Below are 18901 nucleotides of genomic sequence, written 5' to 3'. Positions count from 1 at the left end.
AAGTTGCGAATGACTACTTAGCAGCGTGCTAACATCGCGACACATGGTGGAGGTGAGGCGCGTGGCCAAGACTTTCGCGGGCGCACGGCTGCGCCGGTTGCGGGAGGACCGCGCGGTTTCCCAGATCGATCTCGCCCGCCAGTTGGGCATCTCGCCGAGCTATCTCAACCAGATCGAGCACGACACGCGGCCGCTGACCGTTCCGGTGCTCATGCGCATCACCGAGGTGTTCGGGGTCGACCCGGCCTTCTTCGCGCCGCACGACACGCCGCGGCTGGTCGCCGACCTGCGCGAGGCGCTGCCGACCCGGGCCAGCCTGCACGACCTGACCGAGCTCGCGACCAAGCTGCCCGACGTGGCCGAGGCGGTGATCGACCTCTACCGCCGCTACCGGCAGACCGACGACCAGCTCGCCGAGGTGGTCGGCGACCGCGACCTGGTCGCCGGCCGCAGCCCGCACGACCAGGTCAGCGACTTCTTCTATCGGAAGCAGAACTATGTGCCCGCGCTCGACGAGGCGGCCGAGGAGCTGGCCGGCCGCCTCAGCGCCCGGCGGGGCGAGATCCTCGAGGCGCTGCGCGACCGGCTGTCGACCCGGCACGGCGTGCGGATCGTCCGCGAAGACCACGACCGGCTCGGCGGAGACCTGCACCGCTATCATCCCCAGACCCGCACGTTGCATTTGTCGCTGTCATTGCGACCGGGCCAAATGGCGATTCGGATGGGCGCCCAGATCGGCATGTTGGAATACGCCGACATCATCGACGAAATCATCGAGGAAGAGAAGTTCGACGACGTTCAGACACAGATTCTGACGCGGGTCGGGTTGGCCAGTTACTTCGCGGCCGCGCTGATCCTGCCGTACGGGGTGTTCCTCGCGACCGCCGAGCGGATGCGCTACGACATCGGCCTGCTGACCGAGCACTTCGGGATGGGCTGGGAGAGCGTCTGCCACCGGCTGTCCACGCTGCAGCGGCCCAAGGCGCGCGGGGTGCCGTTCTCGTTCGTGCGGGTCGACCGCGCCGGCAACATGTCCAAGCGCCAGTCGGCGACCGGCTTCCCGTTCTCCCGCTCGGGCGGCACGTGTCCACTCTGGAACGTCTACGAGGCGTTCAACGCGCCCGGCCGCGTGATGACCCAGATCGCCGCGATGCCCGACGGCCAGCGCTATCTGTGGATCGCCCGCACCGTGATCCACCAGCACGCCGGCTACGGGCAGCCGGGCAAGGCCTTCGCGATCGGGCTCGGCTGCGAGATCCGGCACGCGGGGCGGCTGGTCTACTCGGCCGGCATGGACCTCGACGCCGTCGACGGCGCCACCCCGATCGGCCCCGGCTGCAAGACCTGCGAGCGGCTGACCTGCCCGCAACGGGCCGCGGCCCCGATCGGCCGCCGACTCGATCTCGACGAGAATCGCAGCACGTTCATCCCGTACCCCCTGATGGGCTGAGTTAGCCTCGGTTTGATGGAGGCAGTCGATCAGGTCACCCGTGCGGTGTTCGGTTTCGACCTGCGGCCGGGGCAGCGCGCGGCCGCCGAGTCGATCGTCTCGGGCCGCGACACGCTCGCCGTGCTGCCGACAGGCAGTGGCAAGAGCGCCATCTACCAGGTGGCCGGTTTGGTGCTGGGCGGGCTGACGGTGGTGGTGTCACCGCTGATCGCCCTGCAACGCGACCAGGTCGCCTCGCTGTCCCGCCGGCGCAAGCCGTCCGGTGACCCGGTGCGGGCGGTGGTGCTCAACTCGTCGATGCACAAGGCCGACCGCACGGCGGCGCTCGACGGCCTGCGCGCGGGGGAGATCGACTTCGTGATGGTCGGCCCCGAGCAGTTGGCCAACGAGGAGTCGATCGGCGCGCTGTCGGGGGTCACGCTGTTCGCGCTGGACGAGGCCCACCTGATCAGTCAGTGGGGACGCGACTTCCGGCCCGAGTACCTGCGGCTCCCGTCGATCTGCGAGTCGCTGGGCAGCCCACCGATGCTGGCGCTGACCGCGACCGCGGCGCCGCCGGTGCAGGCCGACATCACCCGTGAGCTCAACATGCGCGAGCCGAAGATCGTGGTCACCGACTTCGACCGACCCAACATCCACCTGGCGGTCCGGCGTACGCGGCACGACCTGCCCGAGGACCGGGCGATCGACGACCGCACGGTCGAGGTGGTGCTGGCCCACGACGCCCCGGTCCTGGTGTACGCGTTGACGCACGCGCGGTGCGAGGCGCTCGCGGAGCGGTTGTCGCTGGACGCGTACAAGGCGGCGGCTTATCACGCGGGGCTGCCGGCGGCGCGGCGATCCCAGGTGCAGGACGACTTCCTGGCCGGTCGGCTGGACGTGGTGGTGGCGACGAGCGCGTTCGGGATGGGCATCGACAAGCCGGACGTACGCTCGGTCGTGCACGCCGGTGTGCCGGGCAGCCTGGACGAGTACTACCAGGAGATCGGCCGCGCCGGCCGCGACGGCCAGCCGGCCCGCGCGGTGGTCGTCTACGACCCGCGCACCATCCGCATCCCGCGACTGCTGGCGGCCCGCTCCCGGATCTCGCCGGACACGGTGCACGCGGTCATCGACGCGATCGAGGCGGCACCGGGCCGGGTCGCGGTCAAGGCGGTGGTCGACGCCAGCGGCGTGAGCCGCCAACAGGTGCTGCGGGTGATCCAGGAGCTCGAGGACCTGGGCTTCCTGGAACCGGACGGCAGCGACGGGTTGGTCCGCCCGGACCGCCTGCCACCGGACACGTTCGCGCTGGTGTCCAAAGAGGGCGGTCGCCAACAGTCGATCCTGCGCTCCCGGATCGAGGCGGCGCGCGAGTTCGCGGAAACAGTCCGCTGTCGGCGGGCCGAACTGCTCGGCTACTTCGGCGAGCACTACGACCCACCGTGCGGCACGTGCGACAACGACGAGGCCGCCGCGGCGGCGCGGGCCCAACCGTCGAAGGCCCAGGTCGGCCGGCGCCACCAGCCGGACCCATCGGCGCCGCGGGTACGCCACAAGCTGTGGGGCGAGGGCACGCTGCTGTCCCGCGACGACCACGAGCTGACGGTCGCCTTCGACACGGTCGGCTACCGCCACCTGACCCCGGCGGTCCTGGAGAACGGCATCCTCACGGTCGAGAACTAACCGCGCGGACCTGGCAGGTTCTCCGGCCGGAAGACTCGACTCCCGCCGCAGGCGAAAGTAGAGTCACGCAGCGTCTAATCAGGCACAGTGGGTAATCGTCGGCTTCTCGACCGGGTAAGGACGTGTACGTGGACAAGCGACTGATTGGATTGGAGGTCGAGAACTTCCGTAGCCTACGTCGGGTCTCACTGCCGCTGCGGCCGCTGAACGTTCTCGTCGGGCCTAACGGCGCGGGAAAGACCAACCTCCTGGAGGTCTTCCGCTTCCTCGCCGACGTCATCAGGACCGACCTCCAGCCGGCACTCGACCTGCGCGGCGGATTCGACGAGGTTCGGTTCTGGGGAGGTGAGAAGACGCCGACTTCCGTTCGTATCAAGCTCACTGCCACGTGGACGACCAACAGCAGCCGAAACGCGCCTGACGAGTACGAGCTACGGGTGTCGTCGTCGTCCCACCGCTCGACGCTGTCGAGGCGAGAGACGTTCCAGTTCAAACGCACACAGGGCCGCGGCCGCCGCATTCAGATTTCCGGTCAGCGGGCGACGGTCAGCGACACTGGACGCGGCGGCAGTGAACGCGAGATCGGTATCAGCGCACTCAGTAGTGGTCTCTCGACGTTGCCCAGGCTCGCTGACGAGAAGGGCGGCACCGAGGTCGCGCAGGTGGCTCGCAGACTCGCTTCGTTCCGTGTGTTCGACGTGAATGTCGACTCTGCCAGGCGCCCTTCCCGGTTCCCTCGGAACGAGTTGGAGACACTCGACGACGACGCGGCGAACTTGGCGAGCTTTCTGCTGCGGCTTCAGATTCAAGACCAAGCGGCCTGGGAAAGGCTCGTTGCGGATGCGATGGAGGTTCTTCCGCAGCTCGACGGGATCGACTTCGCCTATCCCTCAGGCGCGGCGCGAGAGGTCATCGTTGTGCTGAACGAGCGAGGACTTCGGCGGCCTACGGAACTCGCCGATGCCTCGTACGGGACGATCCGCCTGCTGGGACTCCTCGCGTTGCTCTATGACCCGAGCCCACCTTCGCTCACGTGCGTCGAGGAGATCGACCATGGCCTGCACCCTCAAGCGCTCGAACTGCTGGTCGAGCGCTTGCGTGACGCCAGTGAGCGCACCCAGTTCCTCATCGCCACGCACAGCCCCGCGTTGGCCGACCGTCTCGAGCCGGAAGAGTTGGTTGTCTGCGAGCGGCGCGACGACGGCTCCTCGGCGATCCCGGCGGTTTCAACCGAACGGGTGGCCGAGATAGTGGACGAAAGCGAAGGTCTGGAACTGGGCACGCTGTGGTTCTCCGGCGCGTTGGGCGGCGACCTGTGAACCGGCGGGGAGGCACCAAGATCGCGGCGTCCCGCAAGCCGATCGTCGTGCTTGCCGGTGAAGACCGCAGCGACCGCGCCAGCATCCGCGTCCTCCTCGAGGATCTGTGCCCGGACACCCGCGGCCGGATTGTCGAGATTGGCGACTCTGTGCGGTTGCGTGACGCCGGCAGCGAGAACCTGAAAGCGCGGGTGACGACACTCCGCCAGAAGGTGAAAGCCCGTGCGGCCCGCGAAAGTGCGGATATTGCCTGCGTTTTCGTGCACGAGGACTTCGACCAGCCACATGGCGACACCTACGAGACAGTCCGCACCAGAGTCGAGGGCGCCCTCCTGGGGGTCTTTTCCAGCGCACATTACGTGCTTGCCGTGGCGGAGATGGAAGCGTGGTTGCTCCTGTTCCCGGACGCCGTGGCGGCCCACAAAGTTAGCTGGTCGGTGCCTGCGAAGTACCGCAACCGCGACACCGGGATGATCGCCGATCCCAAACGTGTACTCATGCGGGAATGCACACCCGAGCGGCTGAAGTACCGCGAGACAGATGCTCCCGACGTCTTTGCCCGCGCGGCGCAGATGGGGCGGCTCGAGCGACCCGTCGGTCGGAACGACTCGTGGTCCAGGTTTCGCCGCGAGGCCGACGAGTGCTGTCGCTCGCATATTCCTCGGCCGCGCACGGGTCAATGAGTAATCGTCGGTGACCAGGGTCTCACGATCGCCGATGGACCGGTACGGTGGGTGCGACATCGCCGCTTAGGGGAGGGGCGCTGGTCCATGTCCAAGCACATCTCGTCCGAGGCGATCAACGCCATCGCCGATCACCTGCGGCAGCAGGTCGCTGCCGGGCCCAACGGGGTTGCCGAGATCGAGGCGAAGCTTCCGGCCACCGAGGTGGGCTTTCCCGGCTTCGGGGTCGTGGGCATCCCGCTCGACATCGCCTACTCCGGGTTCCGCGACCGGTTCGCCGACTCGCTCGCGGCGGTCAAGGCGTCCGTCGACGACTACATCGCCGAGCTCGGGCGGGCCCGGGTCGCGTGGGTCGAGGCCGAGAACGCCAGCACCGTCGTCGTGCGCGACTGATCGAGAGGACGCTGACCGTGCCGGGTGTCGAGGGCGCACTGTTGTACGCCGTGATCATGACCAAGCTCCGGATCAGCGCGGGCCTGGCGCCGACCGCCGCGTTCGGTGTCGTGCTGGCCGCCAGCCTGGCCTCGAACCCGCTCGGCATGTTCGACGCCAAGAGCGAGGGCTGGGACCAGGTCTCCAAGCGGCTCAGCGGCATGCTCGCCCAGATCGACCTGGCCATGGAGCGCGGCGACGACTGGATCGCCGACGACAAGGACGCGTTCGAGACGTCCATCGTCAACTTCAAGAACGAGGTCGAAGCGCTCAAGAAGGCCGCCGACGACGCCGGCTCCATGCTGGTGCTCACCGGCACCGGGTTCGTCACGACGTACATCGCGATCCTGACCTTTCTCGGCGCGGTCCTGATCTCGCTGCTCGCCCTCGCGGTGATGCGGCTCAACCCGTTCACCGCCGCGCCGGCCACGGCGATCACGATGCAGCTCGGCCTGATGATCAATTTCTTCATCGGCAAGGCGACGATCCTGTTCGTGGGGCTGGCCACCGCGGCTGCCACCGCGATCGCCGCGACGGTGGTCGGCCTGAAGCTGACCGACTCGGCCGGCGACATCGTGCCCGAGCCCGCGCGGTTGGAGCAGATGCGCATCGACTACCGGAAGCCGAGCGTGTTCGAGGCAAAGAGCGTCTGAGCGGAGGAGTCACGTGGACAACGCCCGGCTGGAAGATCTCGACCGCTCGATCCGCGAGACCGAGCAGCGCATGCGGGGCCTCGGCGACCTGCAACGCACGCTGGAGGAGACCCGAGCGACCTACGCCACCGAGTCCGGTCTGGTGACCCTGGTGCTCGGCGCCGACCAGGTGGTGCACGGCGTCGAGCTCCACCCGGCGGCGATGCGGCTGGCGCCCGAGGAGTTGGCCAGCGAGATCAAGGCCGCCTTCGCCGGCGCCCAGGCCGAGCTCGCCCGGGTCGTCAATCTGGCGATGGCCGGAGTGCTCGGCACCGAGTCACCGGAGGAGGTCCTCGAGAACGCCGCCGGCCTGGAGCACACGATGACCGACACGCTCAGCGAGCTGACCCGCTCGATGAACGACGCGATCGTCGCGGTGAGCCGCCTGCAGTCGCGGAGCTAGGCCATGAGCAACTGGGCCATCTATCTCTATCCGGTCCTCGTGCTGGTGGTCCTCGTCGTCCTCTACATCGGCATCGCCGCGTTCTTCAGCTACCGCCGCAGGAAGTTCGACGAGAAACCACCGTCCAAACGCCGACCCTGGCGTCCGTGAGCGGCTAGTTTGATGTTTCGTGGAGCTGGCCAACCGCACGGTGGTGCTGACCGGAGCCACTGACGGCATCGGCCGCGCCACGGCCGTCCGGCTCGCGGGCCGGGTCGGCCACCTGGTCCTGCACGGCCCGCAACCGCACGCCGCGGTGGCCGATTTCGTCCAAACCCTGCCCGGCCGGGTGACCTACCTGTCCGCCGACTTCGACCACCTCGACCAGATCGCCGGGCTCGCCGCCGACGTCCGGCAAGCCACTGACCGGGTCGACCTGCTGGTCAACAACGCCGGCCGGCCGGGCACCCCGCGCCGCGAGCTCAGCGCTGACGGCATCGAGGCGACCTTGCAGATCAACTATCTGTCGACGGTCATGCTGAGCACGAGCCTGCGCGACCGGGGCAGCCGGATCGTCAACATGGCCTCCGCGACCCACGCGACCGAGCACCTCGACCTCACCGACCTCGGCCTGGCCCGCGGCAACTATGCCGCCATCACCGCGTACGCCCGGTCGAAACTGGCCATCGTCACGTACACCTGCTGGCTGGCCGCCCGCCTCGACGCCGCGACCTCGGAGGCGGCGAGCATGCACCCCGGCGTCATCCGCTCCAGCCTGCTGGCCAGCATGTTCTCGATCGAGGGCCAGTCGCCCGAACACGGCGCCGCCAACGTCGAGTACGTCGCCACCCTGCCCGGCGAGATCAATGGGCGGTACTTCGAGGAGCGCGAGCCGTCGCGCCCCAACCCCGAGGCCGAGGACCCGGCGGTCCAGGACGGCCTGCTCGAGCGCACCGCCGAGCTGCTGGCACCGATCGGCGTCGACCCACGGCAAGTGTGAAGCGCGTCCTATGTGGTCATCCCGCGTACCATGGGACGAGTGCCAGAAGGACGTCGCCGACCCGCCACGATGGCCGATGTGGCCCGCCAGGTCGGCCTGTCCCACCAGACCGTCTCCCGCGTGCTCAACGACCACCCGCTGGTGCGCCCCGAGACCCGCGAGCGCGTGCGCAAGGCGATCGAGGACCTCGGCTACCGCCCGAACTCCGCCGCGCGTGCGCTGGTCACCCGGCGCTCGCAGACGCTCGGTGTGATCACGTTCAACAGCACGTTGTACGGCCCGGCCAGCACCCTGTTCGGCATCGAGCAGGCGGCTCGCGACGCCGGGTTCGTGGTCACCATCGACAGCCTGACCGCGCTGACCGCCACCTCGGTGCGGGCGGCCCTCGACCGCCTCGCCAAGCAGGCCGTCGAGGGCATCATCGTGATCGCGCCGCTGTCCGGCACGGCCGAGGTGCTCAGCGCCCTGGCCGGTCAACTGCCGGCGGTGGTGGTCGAGGGCGGCGCGGTGCCGGGGCTCGGCGCGGTCAGCGTCGACCAGGAGGAGGGCGCGCGGCGGGTCACCCGTCACCTGCTCGACCAGGGCGCCGCCACGGTCTGGCACGTCGCCGGCCCGGGGGACTGGGTCGAGGCGGAGGGCCGCGTGCTCGGCTGGCGGAGCGTGCTGCGCGAAGCCGGAGCCGTGGTCCACCGGCCGCTGCGCGGCACGTGGAGCCCGTCGTCGGGCTACACCGCCGGAAGGCGCCTCGCGGATCGCGGTGACGTGGAGGCGGTCTTCGTCGCCAACGACCAGATGGCGCTGGGGTTGCTGCGGGCGTTCCACGAGGCCGGCGTACGGGTGCCCGGCGACGTGCTGGTCGCGGGGTTCGACGACGTGCCGGAGGCCGCGTACTTCACGCCGCCACTGACCACCGTCCGGCAGGACTTCACCGCGGTCGGGCGGCGCAGCATCGAGCTGCTGGTCGAGCAGGTCGCGGCCGGTCGGCCCCTCGAACGGCGGGCGGTCGTGCCGGTCGAGCTCGTGGTCCGGCAGAGCTCGAAGCGCTGAACCGTTTCAGAATCAAGGCGTCACACGCTTGACATCTCTTGTGTACGTAATGTTAGCGTTAACATTCACGTTCATATTGGAAGAGAGAGGCGCGCCGACATGGCCGAGTTGGGCGCATCCCCCGCCTTGCAACGTCGACTCGTGACCCCACCGCTCCCGGATGCCGTCGCCGCGGCCCGCATCGAGCTGCGCCAGCTGCGCTATTTCGTGTCGCTCGCCGAGGAGCTCCACTTCGGACGCGCCGCCGCCCGCGAGCACATCGTCCAGTCCGCGCTCAGCCAGCAGGTCCAGCGGCTCGAGCGCACCCTCGGCGTGCTGCTCGTGCACCGCACCACCCGGCACATCGAGCTGACCCCGGCCGGCGCCCGCTTCCTGCTGGAGGCGCGGCAGATCCTCGAACACGTCGACCGCGCCGCCGGCCTAGCGCAGGGCCTGACGTCGACCCCGCCGGTGCTGCGGGTGGGCCTGCTCGACGAGGGCTACGAGGCGGCCCGCCCGGTCCTGCGCGCGCTGCGCGCCCGCCACCCCGAGTTGGAGCTCCACCAGGTGCAGGTCGGCGTGCCCGAACAATGCCGGATGATCGCCGACGGCCGCCTCGACGTCGGCATCGGCCGCAGCTGCGCGGCACCGGCCCAGATCGCCTCGGAGCTGTTCCGGCTCGACCCGCTCGGCGTACTGGTGGCCGACGACCACCGCCTGGCCCGCCTACCCGTCGTTCCGGTCACCGCGCTGGCCGGTGAGCCGTTGCTGCTGCCGGACGAGTCTCGCGCCCCGGAGCTGGCGGAGTTCGTGGGCGAGATCTGCCGCACGGCAGGCTTCGTGCCGGCCGCCCACCGCGACACCGTGCAGAACCTCCGAGCGGCCGTCGACCTGGTGGCCAGCGGCCGCTGCCTGATGTGCGCCCCGGCCTCGACCGCGGAGCTGGCGGCCCCCGCCCGCTGGCGTCCCCTGGCGCCGGCGGTGCCGCGCTACCCGTGGTCGGTGATGTGGCGCGCCGAACGCCCGTCCCGCGAGGCCAAGGCCTTCGTGGCGATCGCCCGCGAGCTCTCCCGCGGCCAGGGCTGGCGCGACCCCCGCGCGCCCCAGGTCGACCTGGCCAGCTAGGACCAAGGCGAAGCAGGGGCCTCTCGTCAACCCCACACCCGGCCGAGGCGCGCCGCGCCGTCAGGCCCATGCCACCGCCCCGCGCGACCGCGCAACCTCGCGCCATCTCGCGGCCGCGCAGCGCCGTGCCATCTCGCGCGGCCGCGCAGCGCCGCGCCACCTCGCGCCACCGCGCTGCGCCGCGATACGCGTTACCGCGCGGCGTCACTCCTCTGCCTCGCGCGAGCCGCGCAGCGCTGCGGTCCGCGCGCCGGGCCTGCGTTGACAACGGCCCCTTCCGACACGGAAACCGTTGACAACGGTCCTAGCCTTTCGCCTCAGGTCAGGCGGAGCATGTTCCACGACAGGGGTGGGAGGACCGCCTGGAGGCGGCCGCCGTCCAGTTTCGGGGGGTCGAGTTGGCGCGGGACGACTCGGTTCGGTTGGGTCGCGTCGTTGACCGCGTCCGGGTCGTCGTCCGACAGGGTGACGTGAGAGGCCGACGTCAGTGACGGCAGCGACCGGGCGTCGACGTCGAGCGTCAACTCCTGGTGTTGGTCGCGGTTGACCGCGAACACCGTCACCCCGCCCGAAGGCTCGTCGGCCAGCACCGCCACCGCGTCGAGCACCGGGACCTCACCGTGCGCGGCCGTGTCGTACACGGGCCCGCGCGGTTCCAACCGCAGCACCGTGCCGCGGCCGTAGCGGGACGTCAGCGCGAACGGGTGGTAGCTGCTCTGGCGCCACGCCGGACCGCCCGGCTCCGTCATGATCAGGCCGATCACGTTGACGAGCTGGGCCTGGCAGCCGATTCTGACCCGGTCGGCGTGCCGCAGCAGGCTGATCAGCAGGTTGCCGACCACGACCGCGTCGGTCACCGAGTAGACGTCCTCGATCAGCCTGGGCGTACGCGAGATCGACAGGTTCTTCTCGCCCACGAATCTGGTCTGGTACCACACGTTCCACTCGTCGAACGAGATGTTGATCCGCTTGCGGTGCCGCCCCACTGCCCGCACGTGGTCGGCCGTCGCGATCACCGCGTCGATGAACGCGTCCATGTCGACCGCCGAGGCGAGGAAGCTGCCCCGATCACCGTCGCGCTCCTGGTAGTAGGCGTGCATCGACACGTAGTCGGCCACCTCGTAGGTCTCCCGCAGGACCGTCGCCTCCCACGACCCGAACGTCGGCATCGCGCGCGACGAGCTGCCACACGCCACCAGCTCGATCGACGGGTCGACGAGCCGCATCGCTTTCCCGGTCTCGGCCGCCAACCGTCCATATTCCTCAGCCGTCTTGTGTCCGATCTGCCACGGCCCGTCCATCTCGTTGCCGAGGCACCAAACCTTGATGTCGTACGGATCAAGCGAACCATGAGCACGGCGCTGGTCCGACCAGTACGTGCCCGACGGGTGGTTGCAGTACTCGACGAAATTGCGCGCGGCATCCAGACCGCGCGTGCCCAGGTTGACCGCCATCATCGTCGACGCGCCCACGGAGCCCACCCACCGCTGGAACTCGTCGACGCCGACATGGTTGGGCTCGACGGAACGCCACGCCAGGTCGATCCGCGTCGGCCGGGAGGCGACGGGCCCGATCCCGTCCTCCCAGTTGTAGCCGGACACGAAGTTGCCGCCCGGATAGCGCACGATCGGCACACCGAGCTCCCGGGTCAGCGCGGCGACGTCACCGCGAAAGCCGTGCGCGTCCGCGGTCGGATGGCCGGGCTCGTAGATCCCCTCGTACACGCACCGGCCGAGATGCTCGACGAAGCTGCCGTACAAGCGGGGATCGACCGGGCCGACACGGAACGCGGGATCGACGGTGAGCGAGGCGAAGTGCACAGAGTCCCCTAACCTTTGAGTCCGGAACCAGCGATGCCCTGCACGATCTGCCGCTGGAAGAGCAGGAACACGGCCACCAACGGGATCGCGCCGAGGATCGCCGACGCCATCGTGTCCGCGTACCGGATGCCGAAAGCCCCTTGCACGGTCGCCAGCCCGACGGGCACGGTCATCAGGTCGGGGTTGCTCAGCACCAGCAACGGCCAGAGCAGGTCGTTCCAGGTGGTCACGAAGATGAAGATGGCCACGGCCGCCACCGCGGGCCGGGCCAGCGGCAGCACGATCCGGCGGTAGACCCGGAAGAAGCTCGCGCCGTCCATCCGGGCCGCCTCCTCGAGGTCGCGGGGGAGCCCGTCGAAGAACTGCTTGAAGATGAACACCGCGATCGCGGCCGGGAGCTGCGGCAGGATCACCGCCCAGTACGTGTTCAGCAGCCGCAGCGCGTCGAACTCGCGGAACCACGGCACGATCAGCACCTGCCCCGGGATCATGATGCCGGCGAGGATCGCCCAGAAGACGACGTTCTTGTAGCGGAACCGCATGCGGGACAGGGCGAAGGCGGCCATGCTGGCCACGATCACGGTGCCGAGCGCGGCCAGCGACGAGACGATGAACGAGGCGCCGTACCAGCTCCACATGTCCGTGTCCCGCAGCGTACGGGTGAACGCGTCCAGGGTGGGGTTGTCGATGAGCCACGTCGTACGCGTCGTCTCCGCGTTCGGCTTGATGGCCGTGTCCACCGCCCACAGCAACGGCACCAGCCAGAGCAACGCGAAGGCGATCAGCACGCCGGCGCAGATGCGGTTGAACAGCTTCTCGCGGGCGTTGATCCGCTCCATCGTGATGCCGACGTCGGGGTTAGCCATGTCAGACCACCTTCTCCTGCCTGCGCACCAGCGTGAACCACACGGCCGACACCGCGAGCACCACGAGGAAGAACAGCATCGACACGGCCGCGGCGTACCCGACGCGATAGTTGGTGAAGCCCTCGTCGTAGACGAGCTGGAGGATCGACCGGGTGGCGAAGTTCGGACCACCGCCGGTCATCAGGTACATCTGGTCGAAGACCTTCAGTGACGCGATCACCTGGAGCACCGCGACGAGCGTCGTGGTGCGGCCCAGCATCGGGATCGTGATGCTGCGGATCTGCTGCCACGGGCTGGCCCCGTCCATCGCCGCCGCCTCGTAGAGGTCGCGCGGGATCTCCTGCAGGCCGGCGAGATAGAGCACGAAGTTGAACCCGAGTGTCCACCACACGGTGGTGATGGCCAGCGACGGCATCGCCCAGGCGGCATCACCGAGCCAGCTCGGCGCGGTCATGCCCACCTTGGCCAGCATCGTGTCGAACAGGCCGAGCGCCGGGGTGTAGAGCCACATCCAGATCAGGGCCACGACCGCGGACGGCAGGATGTACGGGGCGAAGAAGGCCAGCCGGAAGAACCAGCGGCCGCGGGCGACCCGGTTGGCCAGCAGCGCCAGCAGGAAGCCGAGGATCACCAGGGGCGGCGTGGTCAGGATGGTGAACCACAGCGTGTGCCACAGCGACGACCAGAAGTCCGCGTTGCTCAGCGCCTCGGCGTAGTTGCCGAACCCGGCGCCGCCGTTCAGCCCCGGCTTGACCAGGCTGGCGTCGGTGAAGCTGAGCACCAGGCCGTACAACGCGGGGCCGATGATGAACAACAGGTAGAGGACGACGAACGGGGTGAGGAACGCCGCCGCGGGCCGGCCCTGTCCCGGAGCCGCGCTCGGGCGTGGTGCGGTCGGTGCGATGCCGCGGTCGGCGTCGCTGTCGGTGTGTACGGGTGTCTGCGTGGACACGGGTGCCTCCCGGTCTACAACGGTGACGCGGTGCGGGCGAGCTGCTCGAGGCTTCCGCGCATCTGGGCTATGGCCTGCTGTGGGGTCGAGGCGCCGGCCAGCACGTCGCCGATCGCCGAGCCGGTGATGATCTCGAAGTTGGAACCGGAGCCCGAGTACCAGCCCTCAGCGTCGTACGCGGCACCGTCCGCCGCCGAGGCGTAGTTCGACTGCGGGCTCATCTGCGCGTACTCGGGGCTGTCCGCGAACGGCAGCCACAGCGGCACGTGCCCGCCCTCCGTCCACGTCTTGCTCTGGTCCAACATGGACCGCACGAAGGTCAGCGAGCGGTCGAGCCGGGCCTGGTCGCGGTGCGGCTGGCGGGGGAGCACGAAGGTGTGCGAGTCGCCCTGCACGGCGTACGTGCCGCCGCCGAAGACGTTGGGGAACAGCGTCATGCTGAACGGCAGCTTCGCCGTCTGGAAGGTGGTGATCTCCCACTCGCCCTGGAAGAAGAAGCCGATGTCGCCGTTGGCCATCATCGCGATCGAGCCCTGGTAGTCGATCGGGTTCGGGAACAGCCCGTCGCGGGTGAGCCCGGCCATGAACTCCAGCGCCCGCGTCGCCTTCGCGTCGTCGATCACCACGCGGGTGCCGTCGTCCGCGAGCATCTGCCCGCCGAGCTGGGAGTAGAACGACTGGAACATCCGCCACGGCGTCGCGGTCTCGGAGGTGAACGCGACCGCGCCGCCGTACGTGCCGGTGACCTGCTTGGCCTTGGTCATCGCGTCGACGAACCCAGCCTCGCTGTCGAACGGCTTGAGCTTGCCGGCGTCGTCGAGCAGGCCCGCCTCTTTACAGATGTCGGTGTTGTAGAACATCACGAACGGGTGGGTGTCGATCGGCAGCGCGTACGCCTTGCCGTCGACCAGCCCGGCCTCCCACGCCCGCGAGTTGAACTTGTCGGGCGTCATCCCGTGCCGGGCCAGGTCCTCGGGCAGCAGCTCTTCCAGCAGGTCGGCTCGCACGAGGTTCTTCATCCGGGTCAGGTGCGCGATCGCGACCTCGGGCGGCCGGTCACCGAGCGTGGCCAGCGACAGCTTCGTGTAGTACGGATTGCCCCACGCGAGGGTGACCGCGGCGAGCTCGATCTCGGGGTGCTCGGCCCGGAAGGCGTCGAGCATCTGCTGCATGCGTACGCCGTCGCCACCACCGAACAGGTTCCAGAAGTCGAGGGTCCCGGTGTCCCGGGAGGCACTGAGCCCACCGGCCACGGTGGAGCAGGCACCGAGCGCACCCGTCGCACCCAGCCCGATGGCGGCGGCGGTGGCTCCGAGCAGTCGACGGCGGGTGAACCCCCGCGGATCGGGATGGTTCGTCATGGCTCCCGTCCTTTCCACGCCGGCGCGTTGACTGAGCCTCGCCGTCGCGCGGACGGGAAATCCATGAGTTGATCTTCGCAATCACAGATCGGCCGCACACGAAACGAGAAAGATCGCTCAACGCAGGAGGAGCTCGATCGTGTCGCCGGCTTGCCACGTGCGGACCACCTCGGCGTACGTGCCGGCCCACGCCCGTTGCCGGCCGCCGTCGAGACGCAGTTGGGCCGCGCCGGCCCAGGCGGGCACGCGGATCGACAGCGTCCACTCGCGGCGTGGTGCGTCCAGCACGCGGGCCCGGATCCGGTTGTCGCCGGTCTCGACCGCCACCTGGATCCGGCCTTCACCGAGCCGCGCGGTCACCCGGCAGGGCACGTGGAGGTGGAGCTGGACACCGTCGGCGTCGGTGGTGGCCAGGTACGTGTCCAGGCTCGACAGGGTGCGCGGGTCCCGGTCGTCCAGCAGGCGCTCGGCCGCGTCCGCGTAGTGCGGCTCGCCCGTCGCCAGCAGCATCCGCCAGGCCCAGTGCAGGCCGCCCGGGCCGCCGGCGTCGGGATCGTGGCGGGTGAGCGCGTCGAGCAGGTCACCGTCGTCCTGCTCGATCGCGACGTCGGCCGCGCCGGCGGCGAGGTAGCCAGGCCGGGTCGGGCCGTGCGCGTCGACGAGCTGGCGGGCCAGGTCGAGGTACCGATGGTGGTCGGTCTCGCGGAACAGCTCCACCAGTGCCATGGCCAGCCCCGGGTGGCAGCCCGGGTTCCCGTCGAGCGCGTCCGCGACCTCCGTGGCGACCTGGAGCGGGCGGCGGTCGCCGGTGGCGCGGACCAGCGCGATCGCGGCCCGCAGCAGATGGCCGGCCTGGCCCTCCCGCACGGGCAGCGGGGCCGCGCGCAGGGTGCGCAGGAGGCCGGCGTCCGGCTCGCGCGCGTACTCCCACGCCGCGGCCTCCAGCCATGCGTAGCCGTTCCCGGCGGGCCCCGCCCGGATGGCGGCGCGGTTGGCCCGCTGGCTCGCCGCCCAGCGGCCGCCGGTGATGCGGGCGGCGCCGAGCGGCAGCGGACGCAGCCGGCAGGCCGCGGCGGCGGTCGGCGCCACGGGCCCTGGGCTCGACATGCCGCCAGCGAACGCCGTGTCCGGCCGGCCCGGCAAGGACCGAAACGAGCAATCGAGATCGCCGCGACTGATAAGTGCCTATACGGGGTGAGGACGGCGCACCGCGTTCAGGATGGTCAGCGGTTTGGGGGTCAGCCAGTGCAGGCCGCAGTAGGACGCCATGACATAGGTCCGGAAGTCGCGGTCGGCGGCCAGGTGGCGCAGGGTGCGTTCCTTCAGCGCGGACAGCACCCTGCTGCGGCGGGTGAAACCCCACAACGAGAGGTCCCCCAACTCCTGGATCCGCTCCGCCTGCGGCCGTCGCCAGAGCTCGTACGGGCGCAGGGCGCGTGCGGTGAAGTCGCCCCGGCGGAACGCCTGCCCGGTCACCACCGCCAGCGTCAGCGCGTCCTCCAGGGCCAGGGAGACGCCCTGGCTCGTGATCGGGTTCACGGTCAGGGCGGCGTCGCCGAGCAGCGCCACGTGGTCGGCGACCCAGCGCTCCGCCCGCATGCGGAACCCGGGCGCGACCGTGACCTGGTCCCACGACTCGACGCTGTCCACCGAGCCCGCCAGGATCGGCGCCCTCCGCACGTAGTCCTCTCGGAAGCGCTCGATGCCGCCGACCCGGTGCGGGCCTGCGGTCAGCTCGAACGCCACCAACTCGCCCGGTCGGGTCGGGACGACGCCGAGGTACGAGCCGCGACCGAAGTAGATGTGCCCCTCCGTGAGGGTGTCGTCGTCGCGGCTCATGATGGTGTCCACCCACGAGTGCGAGTACCGGCGCACCCGCGCGCCGATGCCGGCCTGTGCGCGCACCCGCGACCGAGGGCCGTCGGCGCCGACCAGCAGCTTGGCCGACGCCGTGCGGCGCTCGCCCTCGACCTCGATGTCGACGTGCACGCCGCCCTCGACCCGGCGGTAGCCCTGGAACGCGCCCGGGATCACGACGTCGACTCCGGACAGGCGCTCGCGGAGCCGGCGGCGCAGGAGATGGGCGCGCACGCACACGGCGTACGCGTGGGTGTGGCGCAGCTCGTCGTAGCGCCACTCCGACAGCCGGCCCCCGCCTTCGCGTTCCGCGATCCAGCGCTCGTGCCGTACACCCAGTCGCTTGATGTCGTCGAGGAGGCCGAGCCAGTCGAGCGCGAGCAGCCCGTTCGGCTCGATGTCGTGGCCCCAGGTCATTCTCGACTCGTCGAAGTCGACCTGTGGATCGACCACGAGGATGCGCAGGCCCTCGTCGCGCAGCGCCATGGCGAACGCCGTCCCGGCGACGCTGGCACCGACGACGACGATGTCGTACGCCTTCACGAGACCGTCGCGTTCGTGAGGACCCGCCACGATCCGGACCACGTGAAGCTGGGTTCGGCGAAGCGTGGCGCGAGCTGGAGGGCCAGCGCGAGGGTCCGCCCTGCCAACAGGCAGAGCGCGACCGTCACGGCCAGCAGGCCCGGGCTGTAGAGGACGAACAACACGAGCATGAAGAGGTGTACGTAGGAGAAGGCGAGCTCGTACGCCAGGATGAAGGTCTCCAGGGTGTGCGCGCGTTCGCCGAGCACCATGACGGCGGCGCCGATCACGCTCAGCGCCGCCAGGGCCAGCATGCGCGGGGGCAGCTGGCCCGTCGCCGTCAAAGCGAGCAGCACCAGGTACGGCGAGCCGGCGATGACGGTCAGCGCCACGCGGCGGGTGAACCGGTTGCGGAGGCTGAACACGCCGGGCGCGCCGACCGACTCGTCGCCGACCACGTCGGGCAGGTCCTTCAGGAGTGCGCTGACGCCGAAGAAGAACGTCACGAGCCACACCACGGCGGGCACTGTGGACAGTGGCTGGTGCCAGGTCCAGCCGGCGAGGTAGCCGAAGAGCGTCGCCCACGCGATGTCCAGCTCCGCCCACCCGGGCCGGCGCTTGAGCCGCAGGCCCCAGTTGTAGATTGGCGCGGCCAGCCAGGCGGCGAGCATCATCACCGCGACGACGGGGTTGACGAGCACGCCGGTCGCGATCGCGCCGCAGAGGCTGACCAGGTAGCCGCCGACTGCCGTGCGCCACAGCACCGGTTCGCCGACCGACCTGACCAGCGAGGGCCGGCGGGGCTGGTTGGCGGCGTCCTCCTCGTGGTCGACGAGCTCGTTGTGGATGCAGTTCGCGGACTCGACGAGGCAGATGCCGGCGACGCTGACGACGAACCACCACAGGTGCGTCGACCCACCCTCCGGTGCGGACGCCAGGTAGGCGAACGTGAACGGCGTCACCCAGATGAACCAGAAGGGCACCTTGCTGATCTTGAGTACGGCGACGGCGGGATGCCACGTGCGCTGCTCAGCCACGGGTGGCTCGCCGTGTCCTGAGCCGAAGGCGCGCCAGCATGGCCAACGCGTCGGCCTCGTCGAACGCCGCCCGGCCCGCCGTCCCGACGCCGACCGCGACGGCGCGTAGACCCTCGGCCGTGCGCCACCCGGCCGCACACATCCAGGCGTCGTGCACCGGCCCGTCGAGCTCGGCGAACGTCACGTCCGCCGTGGTCAACGTGGCGCGCTCGCAGAGGTTCGGCAGGTTGACGGCGCTGGCCATCGTTGTCCGGACGATGGTGGGCCGGATCGGACGCCGTCGTCGGTGCGCGACGCACATCGCCGCCGCCTCGGCCGCGGTGCGTGGGTCGTCCACCGCCGTGGAGTAGAGCGCGACCGCGAAGAGTCGCAGCCCGTCGGACGCGGCGGGCAACGCCAGGTAGGCCGCCGCCGCCCGGACCGGATGGGACACGCGCCGCAGCGGGGTCGAGCGCGGCGGGCCCGCGACCAGGTAGGGCAGGGGTGCTCTCACCTTGATCACCTCCATACTTGAACACGTTCAAGTTGGCCGCAGCGTAGCCCCGCGCGTCGCACGCGAACAAGTGCGCCCGATGAGACGCACAGCACGCACGGCGTGTGACGAAGGACAAACGCGAACGTTCTTCCTTGATCGGCGAACGCCGAGCTGCCATGGTCAGGGGTCGAAGATCCATTTTCCGAGGTGAGATGACCAGCCCGACAGCTCAGCGTC

The 18901-nt window shown here is 70.0% G+C and carries 19 protein-coding genes; 11 read left to right on the top strand and 8 right to left on the bottom strand.

The features are described 5' to 3' along the window. Positions 1 to 61 precede the first annotated feature (61 nt). The 11 genes from CHC05_RS03540 (at position 62) to CHC05_RS03495 (ending at position 9774) form a co-directional block, all read left to right on the top strand. The gene (locus tag CHC05_RS03540; protein WP_179266036.1) at positions 62 to 1450 is read left to right on the top strand and encodes a short-chain fatty acyl-CoA regulator family protein; all 1389 of its coding nucleotides are present in this window, start codon (positions 62 to 64) and stop codon (positions 1448 to 1450) included. Positions 1451 to 1465: 15 nt separating this feature from the next. Then, positions 1466 to 3115, top strand: a complete 1650-nt coding sequence (locus tag CHC05_RS03535) for a RecQ family ATP-dependent DNA helicase (RefSeq protein ID WP_089244527.1) — start codon at positions 1466 to 1468, stop codon at positions 3113 to 3115. Positions 3116 to 3243: 128 nt separating this feature from the next. Beyond that, the gene (locus CHC05_RS03530; protein ID WP_089244751.1) at positions 3244 to 4434 is read left to right on the top strand and encodes an AAA family ATPase; all 1191 of its coding nucleotides are present in this window, start codon (positions 3244 to 3246) and stop codon (positions 4432 to 4434) included. Further along, positions 4431 to 5117, top strand: coding sequence for a hypothetical protein (locus CHC05_RS03525; RefSeq protein ID WP_089244525.1), 687 nt, complete (start codon positions 4431 to 4433; stop codon positions 5115 to 5117). Before CHC05_RS03530 ends, CHC05_RS03525 begins: the two co-directional genes overlap by 4 nt. A gap of 87 nt (positions 5118 to 5204) precedes the next feature. Continuing rightward, complete coding sequence (locus CHC05_RS03520; protein ID WP_089244523.1) at positions 5205 to 5510, top strand: hypothetical protein; 306 nt, start codon at positions 5205 to 5207, stop codon at positions 5508 to 5510. A 17-nt stretch (positions 5511 to 5527) separates the two neighbouring features. Continuing rightward, positions 5528 to 6202, top strand: a complete 675-nt coding sequence (locus CHC05_RS03515) for a hypothetical protein (RefSeq protein WP_089244521.1) — start codon at positions 5528 to 5530, stop codon at positions 6200 to 6202. Positions 6203 to 6215: 13 nt separating this feature from the next. After that, positions 6216 to 6644, top strand: a complete 429-nt coding sequence (locus CHC05_RS03510) for a YbaB/EbfC family nucleoid-associated protein (RefSeq protein ID WP_089244518.1) — start codon at positions 6216 to 6218, stop codon at positions 6642 to 6644. Between the two features lie 3 nt (positions 6645 to 6647). Continuing rightward, positions 6648 to 6794: a hypothetical protein gene (locus CHC05_RS41280; RefSeq protein WP_179266035.1), complete on the top strand. Its 147-nt coding sequence runs from the start codon at positions 6648 to 6650 to the stop codon at positions 6792 to 6794. 19 nt (positions 6795 to 6813) lie between these two features. After that, positions 6814 to 7623: an SDR family NAD(P)-dependent oxidoreductase gene (locus CHC05_RS03505; RefSeq protein WP_089244516.1), complete on the top strand. Its 810-nt coding sequence runs from the start codon at positions 6814 to 6816 to the stop codon at positions 7621 to 7623. Positions 7624 to 7653: 30 nt separating this feature from the next. After that, positions 7654 to 8670: a LacI family DNA-binding transcriptional regulator gene (locus CHC05_RS03500; RefSeq protein ID WP_425426702.1), complete on the top strand. Its 1017-nt coding sequence runs from the start codon at positions 7654 to 7656 to the stop codon at positions 8668 to 8670. 141 nt (positions 8671 to 8811) lie between these two features. Then, positions 8812 to 9774, top strand: a complete 963-nt coding sequence (locus CHC05_RS03495; RefSeq protein WP_179266034.1) for a LysR family transcriptional regulator — start codon at positions 8812 to 8814, stop codon at positions 9772 to 9774. Between the two features lie 317 nt (positions 9775 to 10091). Here the strand turns inward: CHC05_RS03495 and arfA are convergent, their stop codons facing one another. From arfA to CHC05_RS41275, 8 genes are all read right to left on the bottom strand, one after another. After that, complete coding sequence (gene arfA, locus CHC05_RS03490; RefSeq protein WP_089244511.1) at positions 10092 to 11594, bottom strand: arabinosylfuranosidase ArfA; 1503 nt, start codon at positions 11592 to 11594, stop codon at positions 10092 to 10094. An 8-nt stretch (positions 11595 to 11602) separates the two neighbouring features. Continuing rightward, the gene (locus CHC05_RS03485) at positions 11603 to 12460 is read right to left on the bottom strand and encodes a carbohydrate ABC transporter permease (protein ID WP_089244509.1); all 858 of its coding nucleotides are present in this window, start codon (positions 12458 to 12460) and stop codon (positions 11603 to 11605) included. A gap of 1 nt (position 12461) precedes the next feature. Then, positions 12462 to 13412 (bottom strand): carbohydrate ABC transporter permease, encoded by a 951-nt coding sequence (locus CHC05_RS03480; RefSeq protein ID WP_245870634.1) that lies wholly within the window; start codon positions 13410 to 13412, stop codon positions 12462 to 12464. A 14-nt stretch (positions 13413 to 13426) separates the two neighbouring features. Further along, on the bottom strand, positions 13427 to 14773 hold the full coding sequence (locus CHC05_RS03475) for an extracellular solute-binding protein (protein ID WP_089244507.1): 1347 nt from the start codon (positions 14771 to 14773) through the stop codon (positions 13427 to 13429). A gap of 117 nt (positions 14774 to 14890) precedes the next feature. Then, positions 14891 to 15880 (bottom strand): beta-L-arabinofuranosidase domain-containing protein, encoded by a 990-nt coding sequence (locus CHC05_RS03470; protein ID WP_144022463.1) that lies wholly within the window; start codon positions 15878 to 15880, stop codon positions 14891 to 14893. A 78-nt stretch (positions 15881 to 15958) separates the two neighbouring features. After that, entirely contained in the window at positions 15959 to 17203 is a 1245-nt protein-coding gene (locus tag CHC05_RS03465; RefSeq protein WP_179266033.1) for an FAD-dependent oxidoreductase, read from the bottom strand. After that, on the bottom strand, positions 17170 to 18189 hold the full coding sequence (locus CHC05_RS03460) for a UbiA prenyltransferase family protein (RefSeq protein WP_179266032.1): 1020 nt from the start codon (positions 18187 to 18189) through the stop codon (positions 17170 to 17172). Before CHC05_RS03460 ends, CHC05_RS03465 begins: the two co-directional genes overlap by 34 nt. Continuing rightward, entirely contained in the window at positions 18182 to 18682 is a 501-nt protein-coding gene (locus CHC05_RS41275; RefSeq protein ID WP_179266031.1) for a hypothetical protein, read from the bottom strand. Before CHC05_RS41275 ends, CHC05_RS03460 begins: the two co-directional genes overlap by 8 nt. Positions 18683 to 18901: the final 219 nt, after the last annotated feature.

Origin of the sequence: Asanoa hainanensis (assembly GCF_900188485.1) — a bacterium.
Taxonomy (GTDB): domain Bacteria; phylum Actinomycetota; class Actinomycetes; order Mycobacteriales; family Micromonosporaceae; genus Asanoa; species Asanoa hainanensis.
This window is presented reverse-complemented; position numbering and strand designations above follow the sequence as displayed.